General features: G+C 68.7%; 5 protein-coding genes. All 5 read right to left on the reverse strand.

Annotation, left to right across the window (positions count from 1 at the left end; genetic code table 11):
- Window positions 1–242: 242 nt before the first annotated feature.
- From NOCA_RS00340 to NOCA_RS00360, 5 genes are read right to left on the reverse strand one after another with little or no spacing between them, the layout of a single operon-like run.
- Window positions 243–1,466, reverse strand: a complete 1,224-nt coding sequence (locus NOCA_RS00340) for an McrC family protein (RefSeq protein WP_011751479.1) — start codon at window positions 1,464–1,466, stop codon at window positions 243–245.
- Window positions 1,453–4,152: an AAA family ATPase gene (locus NOCA_RS25295; RefSeq protein WP_011751480.1), complete on the reverse strand. Its 2,700-nt coding sequence runs from the start codon at window positions 4,150–4,152 to the stop codon at window positions 1,453–1,455. Before NOCA_RS25295 ends, NOCA_RS00340 begins: the two co-directional genes overlap by 14 nt.
- On the reverse strand, window positions 4,149–8,144 hold the full coding sequence (locus NOCA_RS00350) for an Eco57I restriction-modification methylase domain-containing protein (RefSeq protein ID WP_011751481.1): 3,996 nt from the start codon (window positions 8,142–8,144) through the stop codon (window positions 4,149–4,151). Before NOCA_RS00350 ends, NOCA_RS25295 begins: the two co-directional genes overlap by 4 nt.
- Entirely contained in the window at window positions 8,141–11,002 is a 2,862-nt protein-coding gene (locus NOCA_RS00355; protein ID WP_011751482.1) for a helicase-related protein, read from the reverse strand. Before NOCA_RS00355 ends, NOCA_RS00350 begins: the two co-directional genes overlap by 4 nt.
- Window positions 10,999–16,224 carry a DEAD/DEAH box helicase gene (locus NOCA_RS00360; RefSeq protein WP_011751483.1) on the reverse strand — a complete coding sequence of 1,742 codons (5,226 nt, stop codon included), beginning with the start codon at window positions 16,222–16,224 and terminating at the stop codon, window positions 10,999–11,001. The genes NOCA_RS00355 and NOCA_RS00360 overlap by 4 nt, the downstream gene beginning before the upstream one ends.
- Between the last annotated feature and the right edge of the window lie 200 nt (window positions 16,225–16,424).

Here is a 16,424-nt window from a genome sequence, read left to right on the forward strand (position 1 = left end):
GCGCCACCGTCTCGGTGAACTGTGCGGGCGCAGCCCACTCGGAGACCGCGGACTTGAAGTTCTCCCGGCCGGGCGTGGACCAACGCGATGTCACCGTGGCTGAAGCTGACGGTTTCGAACTCGCGACCGATGCAGGCCGGGCAATTGATCTGCTGAGCGGTGGTTCGGCTCATGACGCTGACCGCCTTCGCCGCAGGCGACATAGTCCATCCACGCAGGCGTGCCCGCCACGTGCTTCCCTCTCAGCCGGCCGGGGTGAGAGGTCGGGCTTCGGTACTGCCGGATTCTCGGATTCCAGTTGCCAACAGTCGTAGGCCGATCTCCCGCACTTGCTGCTCGATCACGTCGACAGGTCGGCTGACGTCGACCGCGTGGACGACGAGCAGCACGTTCGTGCCGACGATGCCAAACGGGTCCGGTCCCGGTTCATCGGACGAGTAGATGAGGTGCCCGGTGCTCAGCCCGAGCCGGGCGCAGTAGGTGACAAGTTGGTAGACGTCTGCGTTAGGGACTTTGCCGTTGTCATCGAGCAGCTTGTACTTCGTGTCCGCTACCGCCACCACGCCACCCGGGCCGTCGAACAGCAGATCCGGCTTGATGCTAAGTCGGCCGAGAGTGTCGAGCGGCATCGTCTGCTGCGGAACCAGCCCCAGTGTCTGCTCCTCCAGGAGCCTGGCGATAAGGGTCTCGAACAGCCACGCCATGTTCACCACGAATCCGTGCGTCTGAGTCGCGCCGGCCTCGTGCTCCACGCTCGTGTGCGCCAGGACGACGTCGGCAAGGTGGAGGAGCCGATGCATCTTTACGTTGAGGCGTGTTGGGGTCCAAGGTTCGAGCGGGGCACCGGGCGCGAGGAGCTTCGCCTCGCCGAGCAACCGGTCGAGCCGTCTCAGCGCCTGGGTGCTGTGTTCGGGCACGCCTGGCAAGGCAAGGAGTGCGGTCGCGGCGGCACGGGTGCGCCGGTTGTCGTCGGTGTCCAGGGTCCACTCGTCGACGGTGACCTCGAGCGGCACAGGGAGTCCGAAGCGGCGCAGGTGCTGCTCTCGCAGCCGGACGCGTCCGCGGAGTACTGGCAGAGTCTGGTCCTCGCTGCGGTAGCCGCGAAGTGGTCCGGCGGCCATGGCGGTGGCCGCCTCCTGGGCGAAGAGGACGGCGAGTACCGCGGAAATATCCGCGTGAGGAGCGACCCCCACGAGCTCCGGGTCCACCTTCAGCCCGCGCACGCCCTGAGCCCGGGCGAGCAACGTCAGCACCTTCGCGGCGCCGACTTTCGGTGTCACGCGAACGACCAGGTCGCCACGGCGGACCGCGCCGACGGCGTGCTCAGCCGTGACGCGCCAACCATCGACGTCGGGCTGAGCGGTCACGAGGCCGCTCCGGTTCAAGGCAGCCGCCTCGGCGCGTGTCAGGTCGACCGGGTAGAGACGCTGCCCCTCGGTGAGATGCTCGAGGTCAGCCCTCGTCACCGTGGTCCTCGGCGGGTTCGGCGGCTTCGGCGGATGGGGTCGGTGCTGCCAAGCCGCACTCCGCGAGCCATGCCGAGAACGGGTACCAGGTGTCGACGTTGTCGTGGGCGCCGTAGTGGTGCTCGACCAACATGGGGCGCAACTCGCGGCGCCACAACCGCTCAAGCGCGCCCTGGGTGTCGGACCCGTCTCGCATGAAATACGACGGGCCGAAGGCGAGCGACTTGTCGAGGCCGCGCTTGACCATCTCGGCGTTGAGGCGGTCCCGCAGCTGGGCGAGGCCTGGCGGGCGTTGGTTGTCGGCACACCACCGGGCGAGCACTCCGCTGAGTGCCGGCTCGTCGGTGTCCATGGACAGGAACACGAATCGGCGGCGCATGGCGGCGTCGAGTAGGGCGATAGAGCGGTCGGCGGTGTTCATCGTGCCGATGATGAAGAGGTTGTCCGGCAAGCTGAACCGCTCCCCCTCGCTGTAAAGGAGCTCAACCTCGGAGCCCCGATACTCCAGCAGGAAGTACAGCTCACCGAAGACCTTCGCGATGTTGGCCCGGTTGATCTCGTCGATGACCAGCACGAATGGCTTGCCCTCCGCGTTGCGCGCCTCGTCTGCGATCCGCCTCAGCGGACCCGGCCGGACGGCCAACGTGGCTCCCCCACCCTCAGTAGTGGGGCGGAAGCCCTCCACGAAATCCTCGTAGCTGTACGTCGGATGGAACTGCACGAGCGCGGACTGACCCTCCACCACGCCACATGCCTCGAGCAGATGCTGGACGAGATAGGTCTTGCCGGTGCCGGGTGGGCCGTCCAGGACGACCTGCTTGCGTTCGTTGAGACTGATCAAGAGCTCGTCGAGCCAGCCGGCGTCCGCGTGGTGTAGGTCCGCGGCCAGCTTCGTGGTGTCGCATGCGAGTTCCGCCTTGGTTGGCAGCTGCCCTGGCGGTGTCTCGGTCTCGCCCTCGAGGTCCAGCTCGACCTGGTCGATGTCGACGTCGCCGGTCAGCTCCTCATCAACCTGGGTGAGGAGCTCGAGGGCAGCGACGATCTCGGTGAGGTCGAGGACGTCCTCCCCCTTGAACCGCACCCGACTGCGGACGCCGGCGGGCAGCTCCTTGACGGTCGGCGAACTTTCGGTGAACCAGGCGACCGGCCTGACGATCAGGGTGGACCCACCGATGGACTGCAGAGTCGCAGGCCCGTCCTCGACGCGTCCAAGTCGGAGCGTCCCGCCGTCGACGGTCGTGATGAGGTCGCCGGGCTGCATGCCCAGGACGAAGGCGAGGACATCGCGCTTCTTGGCCTCGCGCTTGACCACCTGCAGGTCTGAGTAGCGGTCCTCCACGAGGCTGCTCAGCGCGTCCTGCGTGAACTGGGCGGGAAGCTGTGTGAGCCGCCCCACGGTGAGGGTGACGCGGCCTTGGCTGACCCAGGCCGGTACACGGTTCTGCTGGTCGAGCTCACCGCGCACCAGCCAGGCCCGCCCTCCGCCCTCGACCTCCTGGCTCCACTGCTGCAGCAATGGTGCGGTGTCGTAGCGCACCGGCTTACCGCCCTGGTCGTCCTGGAGGGCCAGCGTGATGCTCTTCAGGTCCTTCTCGACGTCGTCGGTGGCTGCCTCGAGGCGGTCGGCGAACATCTCGACGATGCGCTGACGGTCGGTAACGCGCAGCACCGTGGTGAAGGAGCGCGGGTGGGCCAGCAGGCACATGAGCGAGGCGACGCGGTCGTCGACGTCAGGCACCCCGCTCACCAGGTCCCGGAAGGCCCATGGGTCGGCCCAGGCGGCGTCTCGGGTGTCTTGCGGCTGCGACCACCAGTGGTCGAGCAGCCGAACGAACGACTCGAGCATCGTGACGGGTGTCGCGATCAGGGCCTTGCCGCCGTGAACGAAGCCCTGCTCGAGGTCCGCGGACAACTGCCAGGGCAGCCCGGGTGGATCAACGGCGGGGATGAGCGGGTTGCGTACCCGGCTGCGCTTGGTGCTGCCGACCATGTCGCTGAACGGCCCGACCAGGAGCACGAGCGCCTCTGCAGCCAGGGTCCGAGCGCCGAGGTCATCGAGCCCTGGCAGGGTGGAGGCCAGTGGACGGGGCGCGCCGTCGAGGTATTTGCGCAGCGTGGTCGTGGTGGCGGGGCTCCAGATCGGTGAGCCTGGCGAGAAGGCGGAGTCCAAACTGCGCCACGCGTTCAGCACTGGCGTGCAGGCCCGCATGCTGTGGGCGGCCCCGGCGCCGCTGTGCAAGACGTCGCTCTCTGGAGTGGCCGGCAAATCTGGCAGCGGCTCGTTACGTGCGACGTCCCATGCCTGGTAGCCCTGTACAGCGGCGTCGTACAGGGCCATGGGGTCGGGGTGGCTGCTAAGCGCCCCTCGGCCTTCCCTGGTGAGTCGGAACCCCCCGTCGGAAGTGGCGTGGAGCCAGCCTGCGTGCTCGTAGGTGGTCGTGAGGTTCCAGCCGAAGTTGTTCCACGCCCGCACCGCGCCGGTGGCGGTGAGCGAGGAGTCGTAGTCGTTGAGAGGCACACGGCCGGCAGCGAGCTCCTGCAACTCGGTGGTCTGAATCGGATCCTGGTGCTCGCCAAGCACCTCGAGGGCGGCGCGCAGGCGGGTGCGGCATCGCTTCGGCCAGTCGGGATCCTGCACCGGATCGGCGTCGGGCGTGACAGCAGTTGCGGCGGGCTGTTGGGTCACGACTCACGCTCCAGGTGTCGAGGGCCTTCGCCGGGGGCCGGGTCCAGCGGGCTGACGAACGGCACGCCGCTCTCGGCAGCGGCTGCCATGGCGTCGTAGGCGGCAAGCACGAGCCGCTTGGTCCGGAACTCCCCGTGGTCGCGCTCCTCGTACTTGCATACCAAGACGAACGAATCGAGGACGTATTCCGCATCCTCGCGATCGAGGCCGTAGAGGCAAAGCATGGCGGCCTCAAGCTCGGCGCGCAGCTGCTCCCGGCGCTCAGGAACCCATCGGAACGGCGGCCCGGGATCCGTTGTGCCGGGCTCGCCTGAAAGAACGTCGACGGCGTACGCTGCGAGCCTTTCACTCGTGTAGGTCAGCTCCAGAACTCGAGCCCGCACAAAGGCCCCCAAGGGCTCTTGAGACCAAGCTGGTACGCCATCGAATGCCTCCGGCTCTGGGCACGCCAATTGCTTGGTCAAGAAGTACTTCATTCCTGTGCCGCTGATCTTCTGCCTCGAGATGTAGTCGAAGATCAGCGAGGACCAAACCGCCTGCAAGAACGGCGTCTTGCTCGGAGCCGCTGCGAAGGCGAGCAGGAACTTGTCCCCCACCGCGGCGCGTGGGAGCACACTCGGGACGAACGTGCGCATGTCGCTGGATCGGGCGATGTCGCGCCACCCGAACAACCAGTTTCGATCCCATCCCTCGGGGATCGCCTTGGTGACGTTGGCCTCAGGCACCCAGTAGCGGGCCATCGGTTCGGAGGCGGGGTCGTCCAACCGCTCGTCGGTGAGTCGCGGCAACGCAGTCCCCTGGTAGCCCTCGGGGACGTCGGCATATCCCGAGAAGCGGGAGTTCCAGTGGCTCAGCATCTTCGCTTCGTACAGAGGCAGCCAGCGCTGGTCGGCGTGGGTCCAGGCCCAGCCGTCGAAGGTGGCCTCGAGGTCTTCAAGGTCCTCGACGGTGTGGAAAAGAGCGCTGTCGTTTGCCATGTCGAAGAGACGGGAAAAGCGAAGCCCCCAGGGATTGCGTCCGCCGTCGCGGATCAGGATGGGGTGTCGGCGATAGCAGGCGAGGGTCACCTCTGCGTCGCGGGTGTCCGCGAAAATGGGCAACGTTCCGGTGTTCGGGTTCAACAGGACCAGGTCATCGGATGGCAGGCTGTATTTGCGATCTGCGATCTGAAGGTCGCGCGGATGCCGGTTGTCGAAGGAGAGCTGCGCCTCGGGGATGCGCTCACCACCAGTGGTCGAGGACACGGCGAAGCGGAACCTGTTGTGGCCTATCCCGCTCCAGATCTCCGGTCCGGTGACGAAATCGAAGAAGGCCGCGAGGCGCCCAGACGTGATCGTGTCGGCGAAAAAGGCGGCGGTGGTGGCGTCCGTCGCAAGGCCGGTCGGGGTGATGATGCCGCTGCGGCCGGTCGGAGCGAGGGTGGCGCGGAAGTGCTCGGCGAAGACGCTGTAGGTATTTACGTCGCCGACGCCGCACAGCGGGTAACGGCCGCTGCCGCGGAGGAACTGGCTCTCGGCTTCGCTCTGTCGGCGCGCGGCGTTGAACTCGCCAAACAGGTCTGGGTCGGTCTCGGCGAGTGCCGCGATGGCCTTTTTGCGGGCGGCGGCGTTCTTCGCCTCGGCAATGGCCGGCTCGCGGATCGCGAAGAACTCCTGCTCCTGGAGCTTGATGCGCTCCCACGGTGGATTGCCGAGGACCGCATCGAAGCCACCTGTCCAGCCGTACGGACCGCGCGCGAGACCGTCGTCGGGCACGCGGAACACGTCGGGGAACTCCAGATGCCAGTGGAACAGCCGGTGCCGGGTCGCGAGCTCGTCGACGGCTTTCACAACGGGGTCGGGAGCGGCTTCGTCGGCGATGGCGGTCAGGGCCCGGTGGGTGATCGGCTCGGCGTCGGCGGTCTTGGGGCCGAGGAAGGCCGCGCACCAGGCGTCGGCGACGCGGCGGGCGCGGATGATGTCGGGATCGCTCTGTAGGTCGGCGTAGCGCTGGGCGGCCCAGGCGACGTCGTCCACGGTGGTGGCTGCGGCGGCGCGGTCGGTGATCTCGGCGGTGGCCTTGCGCAGGCTTGCGGTGTCGATATCGATGCCGGCGTCGTCGAAGAGGTCGCCCTGACCGCGTTCGGTGGCGTTGCGCTTCTTCAATGTGGACGCGGCGGACTTGTCGTCGCCGGTGAGGGCGACGTAGGCGGTGTCGGGAATGCCCCCATGGATGAGGGCGGGAGTGGTGCCGAGGAGGGCGTTGCCGACCTTGATGTGGTGGTCGAGGAACGATAGGGGGCGGCCGGGGCTCATGGCGGTGAGCCAGAGGCTGACCTTGGCCAGGTCGGCCGCCATCGGGTTGATGTCGATGCCGTAGACGCAGCGGGCGACGACGTCGTGCATTGCGTCGCTGTAGGCGGTTGGGGTGGGGTCGACTTCGCCGGTGCGCACGGTGGCGAGTCGAGTGGCGATGCGGCGGGCAGCAGCTACCAGGAAGTGCGCCGATCCGACGCTCGGGTCGCACACCCGCAGCCCCAGTAGGGCTGCTTCGGCCTCCTCGGTGGTGTGGGCGTTCTTCTCGGCGTCGTCCAGCACGGGGTCGAGTGCGGTGTCGAGGACGAGCTCGACGAGTTCGGTGGGGGTGTAGTAACTGCCGGAGGTCTTGCGGTCGTTGCCGGCGAGGGTCTCCAGAGTGAAGGCGTGGGTGGTCGGGTCGTGGCGTGGCACCAGCTCCAGCAGGGACTCGTAGATCGAGCCGAGTTCTTCGGCGCCGAGGTGGGCGAAGTCGACCAGTCGCTGCGGCTGGCCCTTCGGTTGCACGACCGCAAGCGAGCGAACGGCGGTGAGAAGGGCGGCGTTCGGAAGTCGGCTGCCGGCTAGGACATCGGCTGCGGTGGGTGCGAAGAGGCCACCGAGGCCAGGGAGCCCGAGGCGTTGCTCACCCTCCTTGCGGCCGAGGGCGTCTAGGACGAACGTGGCGGCCTGCCACAGATCGTCGTGGCCGCTGCCGTGACGGCGGACGGCCAGACGACGAAGGCGCGTGGAGGAGAAGTGCTCGGCGTAGCGCCTTCGCTGCTCCTGGCTGGCGTCTGGGCTGAGCAGGGCGTCACGGTCCTCGGCGACGGCCCAGAAGAGGAGTCGGTAGGCCAGTCGCAGCAGCGCGGCGTGGACGTCGCTGAGGCGGATCTCGCCGCGCTCCAGGCGGTCGCGCAGCTTGGTATTCGCAGGGTGCTGGAGGAAGCCCGTGCCGAGGGTCTCCAGCGCCAGTTCGACCCCGTCACGCAGCAGCGTCATGGCACGCACGCCCTGGCTCACAGCGGTGACGCGCCAGCGCTCGAGCCAGCAGTCGGCGGGCTGGCCGTCATCCGGCACTTCGACGCGGGACTGGTGGCAGAGCAGGTAGAGGAGGGCGAACTCGGCGAAGAGCTCGCCGTCGAACATCGCCTCAAGGTCGAACTCGACGTAGGCCTGCCCGGTGAGGGTGGTGGAGTCGCGCAGCAGGCGTAGCACGCGGCCGTTGGCCACGACCGCCCAGAGGTACTCATCGGTGCGGTTGAGCAGTTCTTGCACCATCGCGTGCGGAGCGCGTGCCGCCCCGGCTACACCGGCGGACCGCTTGTCGAGCGGGACTCCCCATCCGAGCAGGTGCATCGGGGTGGCGCCCCACAGGTGGCTGACCGGGTACTGCTTGTCCCCCACGGCCAAGCCACCCGCCGGCGTGGGCGGCACCCGGCCGTAGCCGAGCTCGGAGAGCAGGAGCGTGAGCCAACGTTCGCGTGTGAGCCCGACCGCGGGGTCCTCGTCGGGCAGGCTGTCGAGGTCGGAGCGGAACCGCCGGTAGACCCCGAGCAGGTGTGTCCAGACCCGTGCGGCCGCCTCCCGGGGACTCTCGGACCCCAGGTGGTACGCCGAGCCCGTGAGGCCGTCCAGGTCGCCGGCCAGGACAGCTGAGAGCACGTCGCCGGGCATCAGCGCGCCGGCCACGCGGACCGAGGTCAGTCCGCCGTTCACGAGGCACCTCCGAGATCGGGCAAGAAGAGCTGGACACTGAGCACATCGACGGGGCGTTGTGCAGTAACAGCAAGGCCTCGGCGGGCAGCGCCGGCGCCGGTACGGGCACGGCGGTGGGCGCCGAGCAGCCTGTCCGCATGTTCGTCGGCCACTGACTCCAGGTGCGGGGTGAGCGCCGAGAGTCCGTCGAGAACCTTACTGATCGCGTCGTGGGCGGCCCCCTCGATGACGTTGGCCGTCGGAGTTGCTGACAGCAGGTCCTCGGCCCGGTCGTCGGGGAGCCAGAGGGCTTGTGATGGCGTGCCCTCGAAGGCAAGGACTCGGGCGTCCTCCGCGACCCGTTGCTGGACCCCGTCGGATGCGGGAAGTTCCAGCTGGAACCGGAAGCGGACGAGCAGGAGCGTGGTGCGCGTCTGCACGGCGCGGGTGCGCATGACGCCGGCCCGCCGCGCTGGCCGCTCCGGGGCTGGCACGGTGGGGTCGAGTGCGCTCTCGAGCACGTAGCGGGCGATTGCCTGGACGGTGGGGTCGGTGCGGGCGATGACCGCCTCACCGCGGCCTGCGGGCGGCTCTGAGTGGAACGGCAGCGGGTCGCGGATCCCGACCGGCAGGGCGGTGCGCAGGCCGAGGGGCAGGGTGGCGGTGACGGCGGTGAAGGCGTCGGTCCCGGTGGTCAGGGTGGAGCCGAGAGCGCGCAGGGTGCCGGTGAGGAAGGTCTCGAGGTCGCCATGGGTTCCCAGCGCGGCGTGGAGCTCCTCGACCTCGGCCGCGACTTCCTCAGGCTTGATCGCGTGCTGGGCGTAGCGGGTGCGGGAGACCTTCTCCTGCTCGGCCGCAGAGGTCCAGGCGTCCTCGAGCTGTTGGGTGCGCTCGTCCAGTCCGAGGTCCAGGACGAGCTGATCGCGGGAGTCCTGGCGGCGTAGCAGCAGGCCCTCGGCGAGGGCGTCGATGAGGCCTTGGCCGTCGCCGGGGACGGGAACCGCCACGCCGGTGGCCTTGGCGATCGCACGGTGGCGGCGGATGAGGACGTCGAGGACGATGCCGTCGATGCCGTTGTCCTCGCCGTAAAGGGTGACGGCGCGGACGACCTCCTTCCGCTGAAGGTAGCGGTCGACCCGTCCTTCGCGCTGCTCGTGGCGGGTGGGGTTCCAGCACAGGTCGTAGTGCACGACCGCGGAGAAGTGCTCCTGCAGGTTGACACCTTCGGAGAGGCAGTCGGTGGCGACGAGGACGTGTTCGCCGTCGAGTTCGGTGAGCTCGCCCACGCGGCGTTCCCTCTCGGCGGGTGGGAGCTCGCCGGTGACGCTGACGACGTGCACGGGGTTTCTCTTGGTGCCGAGTGCCGTGTTGAGGTGAGCCGCCACGTAGTGGGCGGTGTCGATGAAGCGGCAGAACACGATCGGGCTGTAGCCGTCCGCTAGGAGTTTCTTGACCTGGGTGGTGACGGCGGCGAGCTTGCGGTCGTGGTCCGGCCCGGCGAGGTCGGCGGCCCGCCGAGCGAATCCGAGCAGGCGCCGCCGCTCGGCAGTGTCGGTACCGGCGCTGGTCTCGTCGTCGGTGAGTGCGCCGGGCGTGGTGTCGATCCCTTCGAGTGACTCGTCGTCAGCGCTGTCGAGGACGGCAGCCCGGCCAAGTTCATCGGCCTCCTGAGCGGTGGTGGCCTCGGCGTTGGCTGCGCGCGTTCGCAGAGTCGCGGCTGCCGCCTGGGGACTGGAGGCGAGCGCTCGGAGCAGTGCGAGGACAGACCACCATCGGACGCGTCCACGCGTGCCGTCGACGCCGTCGCGGACCTGCTCGCGGGCGTAGGCGAGAACATCGTCGAACAGGTCGCGGTAGGCCGGCGAGAGCGTGTAGGGAACGTCGAGGGTCAGGCGGTCCTTGGGGAATGGGGTGTCCTCGTCGAGGTAGTGGCGGATGTCCGCGCGGCGGCGTTGCACGAAGTGCTGGGCGAGAAGGCGGCGGCCCTTCTCGGAGCTGAGGTCGGCCGTGGCGAGCTCGGGGTTGCAGAGGCCGACCAGGTTGGTGAACGCGGCCTCGTCGCCGGAGTGCGGGGTTGCGGTGGCCATCACGAGGTGGCGGGTCGCATCGGCGGCCAGGTCACGCAGCAGCTCGTAGCGCTGGTGTCGGGACCGATGGCCGACGCCAGCGCCGGCGACGCAGTTGTGGGCTTCGTCGACGATGACCAGCTCGGGGCAGCGGAGAAGGAAGTCGTGGCGGCGACGGGCGGATTTGATGAAGTCGGTGGAGACGATGACGTGCGGGTAGCGGTCGAACAGCGACTCGTTGAGCATCAGGCCGCGCTCGAGGCGCTTTACGGTGCTGGTGAGCACGAGCGCGGCGTCGATGCCGAACTTGGTGGCGAGCTCGCGCTGCCACTGCTCGGCGAGTGCCGGTGAGCACAGGACGGCGAGGCGCCGGACGGTGCCTTGGGCGAGCAGTTCGGCGGCGATCAGGCCGGCCTCGATGGTTTTGCCGATGCCGACGTCGTCGGCGATCAGGAGCCGGACGGTCTCCTGTCTCAGGGCCATGAGCAGGGGGACGTACTGGTAGCTGCGCGGGCTGACGCTGATGCCCGCCAGGGAGCGGAAGGGGCCGGCTCCGGCGGTGAAGCCGACGCGCAGGGCGGTGCGCAGCAGGGCAGTGGAAGCGCTGTCACCGAGGTCGGCGGCGGTGGGCGGGGGAAAGGTGGCGTGTTCGACTCCCTCGTCGGGAAAGACTCCGACGACGTCGTCGCTGCCGCCGCCGAGGGGCTGAAGGAGTACGAAGTCGGGAGTGGTGCCGGGCAGGACGACCCACTCGCGACCTCGGGCGCGGACCAGGCTGCCGACGGCGACGTCCAGGGGGGCAGGGGAGGTCATGTGGATGCGGTGCTCCTTGCAGGGCCGAAGAGCCACTGGTAGCGGTCGGCGGTGGTGGTCCAGTCGTCATCGTGCCGGATCCGGACGACGGTCCACCCGAGGTTCTCGAGCCGCTCGGCGGCCTGCTCGTCGCGTTGCTGCCGGACGGCGTCGTCGTGGTGGGGTCCATCGACGAAGACAGCGACGGGGTTGCCGGGCAGGTCGTAGACGAAGTCCGGACGGGCTTGGGCCGCCTCGATGGTGCGTTGTGCGTCGTCGGGCAGGCGTCGTCCGGTGTCGCTGAGCCAGTCGACGAACTTCCTCTCCAGCTCGGAGTCGCGCAGCTTGTGGAGCCAGTCTCGCTGGTCGTCTCGGTCTCGGCCGCCGGCGCCGCCGGCCACCTGGACCTTCAGGAGCTGCCGCAGCAGCGGGACGACGGCGTGGCGGTCGATGCGGCTGTGCTCGTACTGGTTGGCGTAGGACAGCAGGCAGTCGTAGCACCCGCGTTCGCAGCGTTCGCGCGCTCCTGGGGCCTTCTCGAGGTCGTCACCCGTGTCGGGGTTGTAGTGCACGATCGTGAGCGCTCGGCGCGCAACCCGGGCCAGTGCATCGGGCTCGTCGACAAGCCGGCCGAGCACGCCTGCGCCGCCCTCGGCGGCCTCGGTGAGGAGCATCCGGCCGCGACCGTCGAGGTCCGGCAGCTCGCGGCTGTCGAGCTCGGAGTCCTCGAGCTGGAACTCGGCCTCGATGGCGCGCTCGAGCGCGGCGCGCAGGGTGACCGCCACTTGGTCCTCCACCGACCGGGTCAGGCGGAGCACCAGCAGGTTGCGGCGGTCCTCGACGTAGGGGGTGACCTTCTCCTTCTCTTTGACGTCCTCGGCACTCACCAGGCCCTCGGTGTCGACAGGTGAGTCGGCCGCCTGCTTGTCGCTGAGCCAGTTGCCCTCGCGCAGGTCGAGCCAGAATCCGCGGTCTTGGGGGTTCTTCCGGCGTCGTCGACCGACGTTTGCGATCCGGATCTCGGCAGCCTCGGCGTGGCTCATCTCAAGGACCGGGTCGTTGCCGGCTGATGCCGTGGCGCGGGTGCAGTTGGGGCGGCCGCCGCGGTCGGCGAAGCGCAGGGAGACCTCGAGCTCGAAGCCGCTCTTCCGGCGTTCCTCTTCGTCGCTGCTGATCCGCTCGCGGCGGCGGGTGAACACGGTCTGCAGGCGCAGGAGGCCGTACTGGGTGGCGCCGAGCGGGTGCTGGCAGTTCTCGCATCGGTCGAGCCCGACTCGGACCGGGTGGTGGTAGCCGCATCCCTCGCATCGCTTGGCGGTCTCGGTAACCGCTCCCCCGCCGGTGGTGTTACCGGGGTCGCGTGGCATTTGCACGCGCGTGACCTCGTAGCGGGCACCCTCGTGGTAGATGAGGCTGTTGGGGCCGAACTCGCTGATGGCGACGAACCGTGGGCGCTGCAGGAAGTCGCCGTCGACCTTTCTGCCGCGACGTGCGGGGATGTAGGCGGCGAGGGGCAACCGGGGGAACGAGTAGCCGGGCAGGAAGCCTTCGCTGGCCAGGTAGCGGTAGGAGTAGAAGTCGGTTGCGCCGGCTTCCCGGTCGTCGTTGCGCAGCAGGGTGAGCTGGTTGCGGGCGTCGGCGCGTCGGCGTTCGGCCTGGCGGCGGTCCCACTTGCTGGCGTTGGTGCTGATCGCGAGTCGGTGCTGCTCGTGGTACTCGGCAAGCGCGGTGCGGTACAGCTCCCGCCATCGCTGGAGGGCGTCGTCGAGGGACGCGGCTGCGTGCTTGACCTGGTCGTGGACCCAGGTGTCGGACCACCAGGAGGGGTCACCGCCGTCGAGGGCCCAGGTGTGCCGAAGTTCGGCCAGGACGCGCTCGGCGGTCTGCTGCGCGTGACGTGTGACGTTGGGCTTGTTGACCGCGTCCCACAGCTGTGGGAGCAGCGTCAGGCTCGGGGTGTCTCCCCCGGCCTCGACGAGGTCGGTGATGGAGGACTTCATCGACTCGTCGGTCTCGGCCAGCCAGATGGCGTGCACGTGGGAGCGGATGAGGTCCTCGTTGGTCAGGTCGAGGCGCGGGGCGATGACCGACCCGGAGACCATCTCTCGGGACCGGCGGAACCAGTAGTTGTCGTGTGCGTTGCCGGTGGAGCAGTACGTCAGGACCAGGGCCTGTTGGCCATTGCGACCAGCCCGTCCGGACCGCTGGGCGTAGTTGGCCGGTGTGGGTGGGACGTTGCGTAGCCCCACGGCGTTGAGGTCGGAGATGTCGACTCCGAGCTCCATGGTCGGCGAGCAGTAGAGCAGGGGGAGGTCGCCGGTGCGGAAGTCCTCCTCTCGCTCGAGGCGGTCGCTTTGTGGCACCTGTGCGGTGTGCTCGCGAGCCAGCATGCCGGCGTATCCGCGGGCAAGGTCGCGGTACAGCTCGCAGAAGAACGGGTTGACCCGCGCAGTCTCTTCGCCGCTGAAGGCCTTGCGCAGGGGGTCGGAAGCGCCGGTGGCGCCGTCGCCGGGGACCCATCGCAACGCGCCGGCGTTGATCCGGTACTCGGGTCCGTCGGCGCTCTCGGTTCGGCTCAGGAGACCCGCGTCGGTGAGTACGCGGAAGAGGTCCTGGATGACTCGCTCGGAGTCTTCGGTCCGGACCTCTCCCGGCAGCCCGGCGGCGTCGCGGCGCAGGTATTTGCCGAAGGCGCCCCGTCCGGAGACGGCGAGCAGCGCTCGACGCCCGCCCGCGCGCGCGGGGCGAGGGATGGCGACTCCGGCCTCGACGACGCGTTCGTCCTCGCCGAGGGTCCAGGGCTCGATCAGGTGGGATCGGGCGAGGCGCCTGAGGCGGTCGAACCCTTCCTCGGTCAGGCAGTCGACCTCGATGGCGCGCACCCGACGTAGCTCGTCGAGGAGGATCCGTCCGAGCTCCTCGCGTTGCGCGGCGCTGATCTTGTTGAGCAGGTAGGTGCCGGCCCACGAATCCTCATCGGCGGCGAGCTCGGGCAGGTCGCGGTAGGCGACCTTGACCAGACCGGTCTGCTCGAGGTTGGGCATGGTGACCCGCCATCCTCGCTGCAGGTCGACGTAGAGCTGGTACTCGACCACGGACCGCAGGGCTCGTTCGGCGTCCTTGCGGGCACCGAACTTGGCGTCCGGGCTCTGTGCGAAGTCGCGCATCGTCAGACCCAAGGCGTCGGTGACGGCGTCGGCCAACGCCTCGTGGGTCAGTCCGTCAGCGCCAGCAGCCTGGAGAGCAGCGTAGAGGGCGGCGCGGAGCTGGGCGACCTGGACGAAGTCGTTGAAGTGGCCGGCCTGGAGGCTGGCGTCCTGCCGGTTGTCGACGAAGGTCAGGAGCTTCCGCGCTGACGGGGGGAGCTCGGTCTCGGGGACACCGCGCAGGCTGCGGACGATGGATGCGCTCAGCAGCGTCATGGCGCTCGACCGGCCCTCGGCGTCGAGAGTCGCGAGCTTGCCGAAGTCGTTGCCGCGTACCTGCTCGTACGAGACGCCGCAGCGCATGCAGAAGGCAAAGGGTGTCGAGACGAACCAGGCGGGCAGACCGGCTCGAGTCTCATCGATGCTGCCGGTGGGGCTCACAAAGACCTTGGTGGGGAGGTACTTGCGTTTGCTGTCGAGGATCTCGACACGGTCGGTGTTCGGGTCGGTGACGAGCCAGGACTCGGGCAGCCGTCCAGCCGCCAGCGGGTCCTCGGGCCACGGCAGGTCGCTGCTGACGTACAGGTAGCCGGTGACGCTATCGCCGCCGCTGGCGTCAACATCGCGTCGGGAGACGAACGCCGACCCGCCATCGCGCCCGACCTTGGCGACGACGAGGTATTCCTGGCCGCACTCACGGCAGAACCCCAAAGGGAGGAGCGCCTTCTGTGGGTGGTCCGGGACGCTGACCTGGTAGGTGCCGGTGATGTGCCGTGTGTCCTCGGGTTCCAGCGAGACGTAGACCGTGTCGCCCTTGGAGAGGAACTGGTGGAGACGAAAGGCGAAGACCGGACGGCCGGTGTCGGGCTGTCTAACGGAGGAGCCTTCGCGTAGAACGTTGCGCAGCGCGACTGCGCACGACTCGACCGGCCTGCCAGTGCGACTCGCCAGTTGCTCGGCGGCCTCGGGGATGGTGGTCGGCGTGCGGCGCACAAGCCGGTCGGTGCCCTCCTCCAACATGAGGCCGAAGGTGGTTTCCACCCAGCTGGCCAGCGGGTCGGCCGTGAAGTCGGCGAACGATCTGGCCTGCTGGGTGGCGTTGTCCGTGACTGCGTTGGCGAGCTCCGGGTCGCTGGCGGTCACGTCGGGGGTAGCGCGGACCAGGGTCTCGCCGATGACGCGGTCCGGGGTGACCTCGGCACCGAAGAGTCGCGTCGCGACCCTGGCGACCACTTCGCTGCGCTCGGCCTGCGTACCGCCGCTGGCCATGGTGGCGCTCGTGCCGACGATCTGTAGGTCGTCGCTGGCGCACTGGTCACGCAGCCGGCGGATCAGCATCGCCACATCGGCGCCCTGTCTGCCGCGGTACGTGTGCAGCTCATCGAGAGCGAGAAACCGCAGGCCCTGGGCGGCGCGGACCAGGCGCTTGCGCTCGTCTGGGCGGGTGAGCACCAGTTCGAGCATGACGTAGTTGGTCAGGAGGATGTCGGGTGGCTCCGCAAGGATCCTGATCCGCTCGTCTTGAGACTCTTGTCCGGTGTACCGGGCAAAGGTGACGGGCTCACCGCCCTCCGGATAGCCGAAGCTCAGAAACTTCCTCAGCTCGTTCACCTGGGAGTTCGCCAAGGCGTTCATTGGATAGACGACGATGGCCTTGACGCCGGGCCGTCGCTCGCCTCCACGGGCATCCCGGTCCCGCAAGACGGCGTCAACGACGGGAACGATGTAGGCGAGCGACTTTCCGGACCCCGTCCCGGTGGTGAGCACGTAGCTCTTGCCCGTCCGGGCGACCTCGACAGCCTCGCGTTGGTGCTGGTGGAGCACGATCGGGTCGCGGCCGGCGTCCTGCAGGTTCTCCTTGCGTCGGAAGATCCGGGCCGCCTCCGGGTGAAGGAGACCCTTCGCGACCAGGTACGGAACGGCGCCACCGGAGGCGAACGACGGGTTGAGGCTCAGCCAGGGATCCGGCCACTGCACGCCCTGCTCGAACTGGTCGTCCACGTACTTCTTGATCCGGCTGTCGCGGACCTCCACGAAGCCAGAGGTGAAGGCGCGGTAGTCCGCGATCACCTGCTCGTGGACCTTGAAGACGTCCATCCCGCTCCGTTGCCGTCGACACTGACTTTTCCTCTACCGAAACCTACGTGAGAGCACAGTCACTGCGTGCGGTTTCGCGCGCCCGTAGTCCCGGTCACCGGGGCCTTGGCCGAGCTAGGCCGCGGGGTTGGTGAGGTGGTCGACCCGGCTCGCTGTGGGTGTCGCCCGTACTAAGGCCAGCGCTGCGGCCAGCCTTCGAA

It is taken from the genome of Nocardioides sp. JS614 (genome assembly GCF_000015265.1).
Taxonomy (GTDB): domain Bacteria; phylum Actinomycetota; class Actinomycetes; order Propionibacteriales; family Nocardioidaceae; genus Nocardioides.

Excerpts from the sequence above, each read along its gene's own strand:
- NOCA_RS00355 (WP_011751482.1), bottom strand. The coding sequence starts at position 11,002 with ATGACCTCCCCTGCCCCCCTGGACGTCGCCGTCGGCAGCCTGGTCCGC.
- NOCA_RS00360 (WP_011751483.1), bottom strand. The coding sequence starts at position 16,224 with ATGGACGTCTTCAAGGTCCACGAGCAGGTGATCGCGGACTACCGCGCC.